We start from the raw sequence: 13,727 nt of genomic DNA, 5'->3' as shown, positions 1-13,727 counted from the left end.
CACGAAGACGTATTTAGAACACTGTGATTCACCTCACAGAGATTATTGAAGGAAAGGCATACAATGTAAGCACAGCGATCAAAGGAGGAATAAGTGTATGGTTATTGATCTTCAAAAGGTTCTGGAACGATTCATGGAGGAACATGTCGCCTTAAAGAAAGAGCTTGATCATGTTCAGGAAATGACAAGTCACATGATTGCCATACTCGGCTCGGAAGAATCCAAACAATTGCTTCAAGAAATTCGCAAACACATGCTAACTTTCATGCAGCAGCTTGAGGCACATGAGCATTGGGAGGAAGCGGAGGTATTCCCTGTACTTGCCGATTATGCGCAGATGGGTGTCGAGCCTACATTCTTGACCTCCACGTGGGTGATGGAGGAAGATCACAAACAGGCGGAACGATTCGTCCGCTCATTTCTGGAATATGTGGATATCTGCAAGGGCGCAGATCGTATTAAATTGAAAAAGGCAATCTCATTGCTTAGTGTGGCGTGCTCGGTATTATCTGAGCATCTGGCATCCGAAGAAGAGATGGTTTTCCCGATTGCGAACCAATTGCTCAGCAGCATTCATACCCAGTCGTAAGGCAGCTGCCTACATGCGGCAAATCTCCATAGGGCAGTTCTCGCAGTGGCAGATATCGCGGAGGTAAGTCACGTCCTTAATGACAATGTGACCATTGTTGAATTCGAGGGCATCTTCCTTCTTCATATCACTTAACATGCGGTTGACGCTTTCCCGGGTTGATCCAATCATATCTGCCATTTCGGAATTGTTCATTTTGTAGTCAATCAAGATGTTGTCGCCTTGAGGCACACCGTACGAATTGCTTAATCGAATGAGCAAAGAACAGAGCGCGCCTGGCTTGCCATACATCATTAAATCGCGAAACTTCGTTTCTGTCATGCGGTGCATGAGCCCCATCCATTTCATAAATTCAATCGCAAGGTCGCCGTGCTGCCATAACAGGACCTCAAGGTCTTTGCGCTGTATGACGCCAATTTCACTATCCTCCGTCACTTCTGCGCCAAAACTCTGCAACGAGTTCTGAAAGGGATCGATCTGGCCGAATAAGTCACCTGCTTGGTGCAGGTAGAGAATGAAGCTTTTGCCCGTTTCAGATAGTTTGGTGATGCGAACTCCGCCCTGGATGATGTAATATAATTTATCTGCTGTGTCGCCTTCCCAGAATAAAAAATCCCCTTTAGCAGCACGCTTGACATACATAATGCTTTGCAGTCTCTCGAAATTTTCTTCCGAGAAAAAATTCATAATCCCTTTATTCAAGGCCATGGGGACCAACTCCTCAACGTTTCTTGTTATCTCCATCATACCGATTTTATTAATGTTTGGTTATCGGGAGTTTTACTGATCTTTTGGAGGGAAACTCCTTATTGTGGTTGTGAGGAAAATCACAGCTAACCCTTGTTTTCCTGGCAATGTCCTAGCGAAAGCCAAGGGATATCTGCTTCATTTCCTGATGCGGGAATCAGGGTTTTCCCTGACTTACAAGAAGCAGCTATACGTTTACAATGGTAGGTAAGGAAATTTCGATTGGCTTCGTTGAAAAGGAGGTGCCCTGTGTGGCGATTAGAGAGGTACATATAGGAGTAGAACTGGAGCTTTTGCGAAGCTTGACGTCAAGCGATTTCATCGCGTTGGCGCCTCTTCCTGATGACACAGGGCGCAGCTACTGGAAGTATGCCGTGGGCAACAGGAATGATCGGTATCAACAAATGGTGATCAAAAAAGTAGGTCTTGGATTAGCCGCTGCTGTTCTGCGCTTGGGTCGATGGGTTAAGCTGGATGATGCGAATCCTCGCCTTCATCAAGAAAGACTTCAATGTCCTGTTATGCTTGCTGAACGTCTGCTGTCCGCTGCTGCCTTCCCGCTAGTGACCAATTCAAGTCATCGGATGTTGGGTCTGCTATATATAGGGAAACGGGAACAAACCAGATTTGAACCTGGTGAAATACAAGCAGTCCAAGGGAGGATTCATACCGTGGCTTCTTACATAGAGGACATCCTCAATGAAACTGCGACATGAAATTCCTGACGGGAGTTCCTTATTTTTGTTATGATTAGGGCATAGAGTAAAGGCAGGTCGTATAAGCCGGTTACAAGGAGGATGGGGACGTTGAAGATTCTGGTCGTGGATGATCATGCCGTAGTGAGATCAGGTTTAATGATGCTGCTCCATGGCAAGCACAATATGGAAGTCATCGGGGAAGCTGCCGATGGCGCAGAAGGAATTCAGGCAGCCCTGCTGCTGAAACCGGATGTCGTTTTAATGGATCTTAATATGCCCGCTGGCATGGATGGGCTTACCGCGACAACGGAACTAAGGCGATTGATGCCTGATTTAGCCATTCTGATCCTGACCATGCATGATGATGACGAATACTTATTCAGGGCCATTCATGTCGGCGCCTCCGGATACATCTTGAAAAGCGCCCCGCATGAGGAACTGTTAACCGCAATCCGTTCTGTTGCAGCGGGCAACGCCTATTTATATCCAACAGCAACGAAGAGACTCATGAATGAATATATAGAACGATTGAAGCACGGTGAGAATAAAGATACATTTGAATCCCTTTCCGAACGTGAAAAGGAAGTATTGGGCCTAATTGCCAAAGGCTTCTCGAATAAAGAAATTGGCGAACAATTGATCATCAGCGTCAAAACCGTGGAGTCGCATAAAAGCAATGTGATGGAGAAGCTGGGGCTTAAGACGAGACCGGAATTAGTGAAATTCGCTGTGAAGAAAGGACTGTTGAACTTTGAGTGAGACGTTGGATAAGGAGTTTCCGGATGTTATTGGCGAACATGTCGTCGAATTATTGGATCGTCTTGACGAACATATCGCTGACACCGTATTTCAACAGGATCTAAGACAGTCACTTAAACAATTGTCCAATGTTAAATTTGCGCTCGACGAATCGTCCATTGTAGCGGTTACTGACCCTAAAGGAATCATTCTCTATGTGAATGATAAATTTTGTGAAATCTCCAAATATCCCCGCAGTGAACTGATGGGGCAGGATCATCGGATTATTAATTCCGGCTATCACCCGCAAGCCTTTATGTCTCATCTGTGGCAAACGATTTCCTCCGGACAAGTATGGCACGGCGAGATCAAAAATAAAGCGAAGGACGGAAGCTATTATTGGGTAGATACAACCATCGTGCCATTCGTGGATGAGCATGGGAAATCTTATCAATATCTCGCCATTCGCAATGAGGTTACGGAGTTAAAACGAGTCGAAGAAGAGCTCAAGGAGATGATGTCGCAGGTTATGCAAATTCAGGAGGAAGAACGTCGGAAGTTCTCCCGTGAACTGCATGATGGCATCGGTCAGAGCCTCTATTCTTTGCTGATCCAGATGGATCGGTTAATCGGAGAAGGGGAGACTGCGAACCCGGATATAACGCTCCTTAGGCACAATGTCTCCGGAATTATTGAAGAAGTGCGGAGTTTAGCTTGGCAGATCCGCCCTTCGGTCTTGGATGATCTAGGTGTTGTACCGGCTATTCGTACGTATATTGAAAATTACGCGGATCACTATGGGATCAAGGTAAAGCTGGACAGCAGCTTGCGAAGACGACTGGGCGCGCTTGAGGAAACCACGATCTACCGGGTGATTCAAGAGGCGCTTACCAATATTGCTAAATATGCGGATGTCTCAGAGGCCAGTGTATCCGTTCATGAGGTTGACGCTTCTGTTGTCGTTCGAATCGCTGACAGGGGCAAGGGTTTTACCAGAAACAGCTTGGCCAAAGGGGTAGGCTTGTTTGGCATGGAAGAGAGAGCTAAGAGTGCAGGCGGTCATATAACAATTGACACCTTAGTGGGAGAAGGAACGATTGTGACTTTGACAATACCGATGAAATGATCATGCTTCTGTACTGTGATATTTCTCACAGAAGGTTACTGCTAAAAGGACTATAGTAAAAGCAGCTTATCAGAAAGAGAGCTGAGGATCAATGATCACTTGCGAGCAGTGTGGGAAGGCAGATGGGTTTAGGAAGTCAGCTAACAATTGGATCTGTGAAGATTGCAAGATCGGGGACGTGAAAACGACTCTGACGAACAAAGGAGGCACAGTGACCATAGTTAGAGAGCAGATAACTGGCCATGAAACCCAAGGCGATGGATCGTCTCGCTTGATTGAAGGCTAGAGTTCTGTAGATAACGAAATATAGGATGCATACCGGGATCAAATAAGGGTTATTGAATTGGTTTGGGGGCTTCCTCAAGGTCTGTTGGCCTTGTGGGAAAGCCCCTTTTTTCTATCCGGGGCAACCGCGCAACCGTTAGTTACAGCTGCCCCGTGCTCTTTTCGAGAAGTTTAAGCTCTTTGGCCTGAGCGATTGCTTTGGTGCGCCGATTGACCTTTAATTTGGCGAAAATATTTTTAACATGAACCTTCACAGTCCCTATGGCAATAATCAGATGATCGGCAATTTCCTTATTGGACAAACCAGCCGCTACTAAGGCGAGGACCTCAAGCTCACGATCCGTGAGAGGTTCCTCTACCCTATGGGGCATTAACTGCGCTTCTTCCTCCATATCTAATTCGGTATCAGTAGGCTCATTCGAGCTTTGCAGCACACACATCAATATGCCATGAGATGCCATGGCCACCAACACCTCCATGCGATCATAAGCGAATACACCGCTCGCCAGCTTGTTTTCCAGGTACAGAATACCAAGCATATTGCCATGCACGGTTAAGGGGATGCACAAAGCGGATTGAGGCCGATGTTTCGCCATATAAGGGTTATGAATCAGCCAACTTTCCTCTCCTTCAGAATAGTGGACATCTTCCTGAGTGCGAAAGACATAGCGGACAATTCCTTCCGGCAAGAGGGAACTATCCGTCATTTCCGTAGGGGATGGAACAGCTTGCCCGTCCGAATCTGCAAAGGCTTGAATATACAGAACATCCTTGCTGCCTGTCAGCAAGGCTCCCTTGCTTGCGCCGGCATATTGCATAATGGTATGCATGATTTGCATAAGAACAGTATCTATATCCATCTGATTCTTAATGGCTTGCGTTGTTTGAAGAAGCGCTGCCAGATCGAAGCTGTCAACGGAAGGGGGCTCATTCTTGAAGTTCGCTGCGCCTGTATGCAGCTTAGCATCGCTCGGGTCCGTCGGCAGTTGGAAATATTCAGACCTTTGTTCTGCTGCCTCTTGCTGCTGCCAATGCAGCAAGAGCGCATCTAATTGAGCTGCCTTTATGTGCACTTCCCATTGCTTGTACCCCCGGGACGCTGTTTCCAAATAAAAGAAAGCCGTCGTTCTCTTGTTGCGGTCCCAGTAGAAGGTGGCCGCAAGCTCGCCTGCAAGGCTGGTCACTTGCAGATCGCCTTGCTCTCTTGCCTCGCGGATGGCTTTGTCATACAGGTCCTCAGCAAGTGTCGAATCGCCAGAGACCCGTGCAAATTCGGCCTGGAGGAGATAGTGCCTGGACAGATAATTAGCTGGGCTTCCCTTTGCCCAATTGCTGAAACGTCGAAGCTGGCGCAGCAGGATTTTTTCCGTATAAGACCATATCCGGGTCTGTGAATAGTGGGCCATTGCTGCGAGCAATCCATAAAACAAGCACATTGGCAAATGAGGCAAATGAGTGGCATAAACCTCGTAGGGCTCTGCTTGCTGAGCCCATTGGATGGCTTCTTCATATTGGCCCAATAAATAATAAAGCTGCGTCTTATATGCACTATATTGAAACAGGGTAGTAGCCGAAGTCTCTTCCTGATGAGTGCGGTTTAAAAACTCTTTTTCTTCAAAGCCAACGCTGTTGAATGAGCCCGGCGCGCTCGTCCCTCCCTGAAGGGCAAGAATAAATTGTTGGTACAGGTAGAAGTTCATCCTCACAAATTCATCATTTGTTGTATCCAGCACCGTCATGTAGTCAGCAATCGTTCTTGCTAATTCGCTTAATGGAGCTCTCGTGTACAGCGAGTTGATATGAGCGCCAATTGCGTAGCTGGCAAAGACATAGTCGCCGGAATCCATGCCAAAGCGCAGCGCTTTAGCTAAATAAACGTCTCCTTCACGGGCGTTTCCGGCAAATTGACAGAGTACACCACCGAACATGGTATAGGTTTTACTTTTGATGGAATTGATATTGTAACGTTCGGAAAGCTCCACGCCGACCTTGCAAATGGCATAGCCCTTATCGAATTTACCCAGGGTATTCCCCAAGATCATGCCGTAGGCGGAATACACAGCTGCTGAAACAGGTGTGTTCCCATGTTTCAACGATAGTTGAATGGCCCTGCACATCAGCAGAAAATATACTTTTTTGTTAGTGAAGAAGGTGGAAGGAACAATCGCAAAAATTAGATTCATTGCGGCAATTCGCTCCGCATCCGACATTTCCTCCAATTGAGCGAGTCTGGCATACCGATTACGCAGCAATATCTCAATGCGCATCCCTTCCATCTGGAGCATAAACTTGCCGGGATTGGGCGAAATGATAATCTGGTGCTCCCGTAGGCTTTCTAGACCTAGAGCTGTGCCTTCCAAATATTTGCCTTGGTTAATGTACTGCATAATGCGGATCATTTGCACCCTGCTGCGTTCAATCGGATTGCGTGCGTGACTGAGCAAGAAGCTAATCTCCTCGTCCGATTTCTGATGATTGCCGCACAGATATTCACACTCTGCCTTGTGGGCATGCAGTTCGAAGATCAGCTCGAATTCATGGTTCCAATCTTCCGATGACAGCAGTTCCACCCCCTTGCCGAAATACCCTAAAGCATTATCGTAAGCGGAGGATGCCTTGGCACGATTGCCGGCATCGAGATTTAACCTGATGAGTTGAACCCGCTGCTGCCCGTCTGATATTCGCTTCGAGCCTCTGTTCAGGTGGTTGACAACATCGAAGGCATTCTCGCCATATTCGGCATTCTGCTCATTCATGCAGCGGCCTATTTGGATATGGGTGTCCTGTTTGGTGTTAAGATCCATCTGATTGTAGATTAATTGTTGGATGTTATCGTGAGCAAAACGAAATTTATCGCTTTCAATCGGCAAAATCAGTCCTTCCGCTTCAATCGCGGACCAAACAGCAAAGCTATCATCGATATGGCAGTTCGCAATGCGAACTATAAGATGTGGATGAAAGGTACTTCCTACACAGGCAGCAACGGTGAGAAGCTCCCGTGCATCACTGGAAAGACGATTCAGCCTGTGCTCGATCAAGTCATCGATGGCATAGCTGGGTTCCTGCTCGATGATTCGGCCCAAATCCCATTGCCAGCATCGTTTATCGTGGTTATATGCCAGAATGCTATCGTCCTGTAAGCGGAGCAGGATTTGTTTGAAATGAAACGGATTGCCGCCAGACCGATGATACAGCAGCTCGGTCAAAGACAGGGTCGTATTGGCAGTGCTATTCAACGCCTCCATAACGATTCGGTTCATTTGCGCAAGGCTCAAGGGAGACAACTGAATATGACGAATAACCGCTTGATCCGTGACATGCCCGTCAGCTTCATATCCGGGCAGCTTGCCTGGGTCTATTTCTGTATGGCGATAAGCACAGACAAACATCATATATTGGCATTCCGGATCGCTCAGCAGTGCGTGAATCAACTGAAGAGAGGATGAAGTCGCCCATTGCAAATCATCAATAAAGAGGACGAGAGGATGCTCTTTGGAGGCCAGTGCTTGGACAAATTTGCGGAAAACATAGATGAAGCGTTTTTTTGATTCATGGGCCGGGAGTTCTTCCGCAGTTGGCACGGTACCCAGAATCAGCTCAGCTTCAGGGATCATCGCCGTAATGACATTCGCATTGGAGCCCAAAGCTTCTTGCAGTTTAAGCCGCCACAGCTCAGATACTTCCCTTCGTTCCCCAAGCAAATGGCGCATTAATCCACGAAAGGCTTGAATGATGGGATGGTAGGGACTCTCATTCGAGAGTTGTTCGAACTTCCCGGTGATATAGAAATAGTTACGCGTATGCGGTTGTTTGCGAAACATCTCTTCCAGCAAACTAGTTTTACCGATGCCGGCTTCACCCGAGACATATACCATCTCTGTTGACCCCAAGCAAGCGGAATAGAAGGCTTGCTTCAGCGTAGCGATTTCCAGTTCTCTCCCGTGAAATCCCGGTTCCATGAAAATGGTATCGTGAGCACGTTCAATTTTATCTAAATCAGCCAGCAGAAAACCTGCATGTTGGTAACGGTTATCTGGATTTTTCTCCAAAAGCTTCATCACAATCGAGACAAGTCCATCAGGCAAATGGGTTGTTAGATTCAGAAGTGGCGGAGGGCTCTGTGCCAGGTGCATATAGATCAATTCCAGCGGATTGTCGGCTTGGAAAGGCAGACGACCTGCCAGCATTTCATAGAAAACAATACCCAAAGAATATAAGTCGCTTCGCTCATCTACTGTACGCAGCATTCTGCCTGTTTGTTCTGGTGAGCAATAGGGCAGGCCGTTTTCTAGATTGCCGTAGCGAGCAGGACGGACATAGCCCTCATCAGAGCGATGTATCGCATAGACGGAATCGTGCAGATAAATCTCTTTCCCGTTCGCAATAACACCAATTTGCTCTGGCCGTAAATCGAGATGAATGGACTGCTGAAGATGCAGTTTCCAGACACAGGCTGCAGCTGCCCTGGCATATACGAGGAAATCAGCAGGGTTCATCCCTGTTTGCTCATTCATGAATGCCCTGAGTGTTAAATCAGAGGCAGATTGTTCAATAGGATGGTTCACATTCATGGTCGGACACCTCTAAGGTCACTTTCTAGCTACTGTTCTATTGTAAGGGAAGAGCGGTCCTTGTTGCATACAATTAGCAGAAAAATCTATCGATATCATAAAGCCGCATACCTGAAAAAGCTATACCTATTAAGAGGTAGACCGAAGATACCCCTTTATAGGTATAGAGAATAGCAGAGATTTCCGCTATCTTATTAACTACATTAAGAATCAGAGAGGTCAAGGTGGATTAAAAATGTATAATGCTTTCATTGCTTTTATTTGCATTCTTATTCTTGGAGCTGTGATCTTAGTAAAGATCTGGTGGGATGGTGCAGGTACAAGCTTTAGATTCGTGAAATGGTACTTAGGTATTTTTTTCATTGCGGCATTGATTGTTGGGGGGTGTACATATGTTGGATTTATTCAATTTTAGGACGACGAGCATCGAGAGGAGGATAGGGATGAAGGGTATGAAGCAAGGCAATAGATGGATTGCCATCCTGCTTATAGTGATGGTTGCTATCTCCGGAGTAACTGGTGGACAAGCAACAGCAGCTTCCGGTGTTTTGGATCAAGCGCAGGTAAACGTAACTGGGAATGTTTGGGTTAATCATGATTATCCTCGTTATCAGACATTTACCCCGGCAATTACTGGTTATCTTAGTAAGATTGATCTCAACATATTCGATTCATACGGTACACCCGGAGCCATTAGTTTAAGCATCTATAAGGAAGGCGATCTTTCGACGCCGCTTGCTACTGCTCAGTTGGCGTCGTTCGGAGTAGGCTGGGTAGCGCTGGATTTCTCTGGTGCATCGCCGTATTTGAAGAAGAATACAATGTATAGAATGGTTGCCTCCACGGAGTTCGGAGGAGCTTCTTCTGGTTTTGGATGGTATAGCAGTAATAACAATCCGTATCCAGGCGGTATGGGTATGGTCGCTAATCTTGACTTCTCTTTCAGAACCTATATGGTCGCGGATTATTCGATATCCCCGACTGAGAGTGGGATTTCAAGTGCTAATGCCAGCCTTGTAGCAGATGGAACAAGTCAGACGACGCTCAGCGTGAAGCTGAAAGACGCGCAGGGTAGTGATTTGACGAGCGGCGGCGCGACGGTAGCGATCACGTCGACCTTAGGGACGGTTGGCCCGGTGACGGACAACCAGAACGGCACCTACACGGCGTTGCTGACAGCTCCAACGGTGCTGGGCACCGCGACTGTTCAAGCCAACGTCGGCGGCAGCGCGTTGGCAGCGACGGCCAGCGTGCAGTTCGTGACTGGCGCGCCGTCCCCGGCGCACAGCACGCTGGCAGCCGGCGACGCTTCCTTGACGGCTGACGGGACAAGTCAGACGACGCTTAGCGTGAAGCTGAAAGACGCGCAGGGCCATGCTTTGACGAGTGGCGGCGCGGCGGTAGCGATCACGTCGACCTTAGGGACGGTTGGCCCGGTGACGGACAACCAGAACGGCACTTACACGGCGGTGCTGACAGCTCCAACGGCGCTGGGCACCGCGACTGTGCAAGCCAGCGTAGGCGGCAGCGCGTTGGCAGCGACGGCCAGCGTGCAGTTCGTGACTGGCGCGCCGTCCCCGGCGCACAGCACGCTGGCAGCCGGCGACGCTTCCTTGACGGCTGACGGGACAAGTCAGACGACGCTCAGCGTGAAGCTGAAAGACGCGCAGGGCCATGCTTTGACGAGTGGCGGCGCGGCGGTAGCGATCACGTCGACCTTAGGGACGGTTGGCCCGGTGACGGACAACCAGAACGGCACTTACACGGCGGTGCTGACAGCTCCAACGGCGCTGGGCACCGCGACTGTGCAAGCCAGCGTAGGCGGCAGCGCGTTGGCAGCGACGGCCAGCGTGCAGTTCGTGACTGGCGCACCGTCCCCGGCGCGCAGCACGCTAGCAGCCGGCGACGCTTCCTTGACGGCTGACGGGACAAGTGAGACGACGCTCAGCGTGAAGCTGAAAGACGCGCAAGGCCATGCTTTGACGAGTGGCGGCGCCGCGGTAGCGATCACGTCGACCTTAGGGACGGTTGGCCCGGTGACGGACAATCAGAACGGCACCTACACGGCGTTGCTGAAAGCTCCGGTGGCGCTGGGCACCGCGACTGTTCAAGCCAGCGTAGGCGGCAGCGCGTTGGCAGCGACGGCCAGCGTACAGTTCGTGACTGGCGCGCCGTCCCCGGCGCACAGCACGCTAGCGGCCGGCGACGCTTCCTTGACGGCTGACGGGACAAGTCAGACGACGCTCAGCGTGAAGCTGAAAGACGCGCAGGGCCATGCTTTGACGAGTGGCGGCGCCGCGGTAGCGATCACGTCGACCTTAGGGACGGTTGGCCCGGTGACGGACAACCAGAACGGTACTTACACGGCGTTGCTGACAGCTCCGGTGACACTGGGCACCGCGACTGTGCAAGCCAGCGTAGGCGGCAGCGCGTTGGCAGCGACGGCCAGCGTGCAGTTCGTGACTGGCGCGCCGTCCCCGGCGCACAGCACGCTGGCGGCGGGCGACGCTTCCTTGACGGCTGACGGGACAAGTCAGACGACGCTCAGCGTGAAGCTGAAAGACGCGCAGGGCCATGCTTTGACGAGCGGCGGCGCGACGGTAGCGATCACGTCGACCTTAGGGACGGTTGGCCCGGTGACGGACAATCAGAACGGCAGCTACACGGCGTTGCTGACAGCTCCTGTGACGCTGGGCACCGCAACTGTACGAGCAAGCCTTGGCGGCAGCGCGTTGGCAGCGACGGCCAGCGTGCAGTTCGTGACTGGGCCGGTGAGTTCGTCTCGCTCTACAGTTACGACCAGCGATCTAGTCGTACGAGCAGACGGTCACAGCAAAGCCTCCATTCTTATCAAACTCAAGGATGAGTATGATCACCCGATCGTTGGAAAACGCGTGCTGCTTCAAGCGAACGGCGGTCAGTCGGTCATCGACGCCGTCTACGAAGTAACCAATGAAGATGGCCTTGCCAACTATTTGGTGAGCAATACCACTGCAGAGAATGTCACTTATTCGGCCAAGGATGGAACGAGCAATCTATCGTTGCTCCAAACCGTGAATATTGCGTTTACATATGACCAGCCGCCGAATATCGAACTGCGGACAGATCCTGTTATCCCTACCTTCGGGAATGTGACCGTTACAGTAACGGCGACTGTATATGGTGAATTCAATCGAGTAGCAGCGATCAAGTGGGCAGCGGGAAGCAGGGCCCTCTCCTATTTTGATACACAGGGCGTGCAGATCAATGACCATTTTACCGTACAAGAGAACGGGATATATTCTGTTTATGTCTTAGATACAGCGGGCAACGCCAACGTTAGTTTGCTTGAAGTGCAGAACATTGTTCCTTTGAGCAGCAATGCGAATTTGACTGGTTGGCAGCTTACAGGCTTAGGCGGGGTGGTAAAGTTTGATTTTGATGCGGGGAAAATAAGCAATCGTGTGGATGTCAGTCATTCGGTCTATGGGTTGAAAATGATCCTGACAACCACGGATGTTTATTCATCCGTTTATGTGAATGGAATACAGGTCGCCGGCAGCTCAATGACCGATGAATATGCCTTAATAACGGGTGAAAACCTGTTCGAGATTACGGTCAAAGCACAAGATGGTTCGATTAAAACGTATTCGCTGAGCGTAGTCCGGGCACTGCCAAGCCCCGAACCCGATTCTTCTAGTTCCAGTGAGACGAATCCGACAGCCGCCAATCGTTCCCTCAAAGTTCGGATAAACGACCAAGGTGTTTCCGGAATCGCCACTTTCCAAATCGATGCGAATGGTGTGAAATCCATCGATGTTCTCTTGGATTTGGGCACGCTGAAGAAAGTACTCGACCCGCTGAACCGCGCGGCCGATGCAAATCTCACCATTTCAATAGATGACGAGGCGGGCAAAGTAGCTCTGCGAATCCCCGGGGATGCACTTGATCTTCTTGCTAAGAAATCGGCGATACTTACTTTGCAAACTCAGTTGGGTCAATACCGCTTGCCGCTAGCCGAAGTCGTGAACCAGACAACGATCTGGACCGATGGTGGGGAAGCTCAGATAACAATCGAGCATGGCAAAGGCGAAAAGATGCGTGAACTGCAGGATGCCGCGAATAAAGGCGGATTCCAACTAATGGCCGATCCGATTTATTTTGATGTGCATGTCCTGCAGGAAGGGAAGAGAAGAGAGCTTGCCAGCTTCACCCGTTTCGTCGAAAGAGCCATTTACTTGCCAAGCAGTATGGCTGGAACGGCTTCAACAGTTGTCGTGTGGGATCAGCAGTCCGGTGTGCGTCCGGTTCCCACGGAATTCATTCAGGTCGATGGACATTCCGTTGCCCTTATCCACAGTCTTACAAATAGCGCATATGTAGTAGTTTCCAAAAAGCTTCAATTATCAGACACGCAAGGACACTGGGCGGCATCAGAAATCGCCAAAATTTCGGGGAGAATGATCGTGCAGGGCATAGATGAAAGTCGCTTCGCTCCTGACGTCGCGATTACTCGGGCTGAACTCGCGGCGCTGCTTGTCAGAGCGCTGGGTCTGCCGATAGGCGGGAATCATACGGATTTTCGCGACGTAGCCGAGGCGAGTTGGTATAGCGGAGCTGTAGCAGCAGCGAAAGCATACGGTATGATGGACGGCTTCTCGGAAGGAACATTTGGCCCTAATCAAGAGGTATCGCGACAAGAAGCGATCGTAACGTTCGTACGTGCCCTGAAGTTAGCCGATGCCCCTTCACTTACCGGTCATGCAAGCGAGCAGGTGGATTTAGCGGTCTATGCGGATCGCAGTCAGATTAGTAATTGGGCAAGCGATGCTATCAAGACAGCATTAGCTGCTGGAATAATGAATGGCTATGGCAATGAATTACGTCCACAGAAGTCATTAACTCGTGCGGAAACGACAGTGCTTCTGTATCGGATGCTGCTCCAAGCAGGGTTTATCAATGAGTGAATAAATGCCAAGAGGCTGTCTCGCAGG

General features: G+C 49.7%; 7 protein-coding genes. 5 read left to right on the top strand and 2 right to left on the bottom strand.

Annotated elements, in window-relative coordinates:
- Positions 1–97 precede the first annotated feature (97 nt).
- Positions 98–589, top strand: coding sequence for a hemerythrin domain-containing protein (locus LOZ80_RS28420; RefSeq protein WP_238167816.1), 492 nt, complete (start codon positions 98–100; stop codon positions 587–589).
- A 9-nt stretch (positions 590–598) separates the two neighbouring features.
- On the opposite strand, the gene LOZ80_RS28415 is transcribed toward LOZ80_RS28420, so the two are convergent.
- Entirely contained in the window at positions 599–1,297 is a 699-nt protein-coding gene (locus LOZ80_RS28415; RefSeq protein WP_238167815.1) for a Crp/Fnr family transcriptional regulator, read from the bottom strand.
- A 290-nt stretch (positions 1,298–1,587) separates the two neighbouring features.
- Here LOZ80_RS28415 and LOZ80_RS28410 point away from each other — a divergent pair, with 290 nt between their 5' ends.
- The 3 genes from LOZ80_RS28410 to LOZ80_RS28400 all read left to right on the top strand — a co-directional run bounded on the left by LOZ80_RS28410 (position 1,588) and on the right by LOZ80_RS28400 (position 3,898).
- Complete coding sequence (locus LOZ80_RS28410; RefSeq protein WP_238167814.1) at positions 1,588–2,052, top strand: GAF domain-containing protein; 465 nt, start codon at positions 1,588–1,590, stop codon at positions 2,050–2,052.
- Between the two features lie 81 nt (positions 2,053–2,133).
- Entirely contained in the window at positions 2,134–2,793 is a 660-nt protein-coding gene (locus LOZ80_RS28405; protein WP_283214712.1) for a response regulator, read from the top strand.
- Positions 2,786–3,898, top strand: a complete 1,113-nt coding sequence (locus LOZ80_RS28400) for a PAS domain-containing sensor histidine kinase (RefSeq protein WP_238167812.1) — start codon at positions 2,786–2,788, stop codon at positions 3,896–3,898. Before LOZ80_RS28405 ends, LOZ80_RS28400 begins: the two co-directional genes overlap by 8 nt.
- 425 nt (positions 3,899–4,323) lie before the next feature.
- Here the strand turns inward: LOZ80_RS28400 and LOZ80_RS28390 are convergent, their stop codons facing one another.
- Positions 4,324–8,754, bottom strand: a complete 4,431-nt coding sequence (locus LOZ80_RS28390; protein ID WP_283214711.1) for a helix-turn-helix transcriptional regulator — start codon at positions 8,752–8,754, stop codon at positions 4,324–4,326.
- 443 nt (positions 8,755–9,197) lie between these two features.
- On the opposite strand from LOZ80_RS28390, the gene LOZ80_RS28385 reads away from it, so the two are divergent.
- Entirely contained in the window at positions 9,198–13,700 is a 4,503-nt protein-coding gene (locus LOZ80_RS28385) for an invasin domain 3-containing protein (protein WP_238167811.1), read from the top strand.
- Positions 13,701–13,727: the final 27 nt, after the last annotated feature.

This window comes from Paenibacillus sp. HWE-109 (assembly GCF_022163125.1).
Taxonomy (GTDB): domain Bacteria; phylum Bacillota; class Bacilli; order Paenibacillales; family NBRC-103111; genus Paenibacillus_E.
Note: the sequence above shows the minus strand (reverse complement) of the source record. Positions and strands in the feature narration are given on the sequence as shown.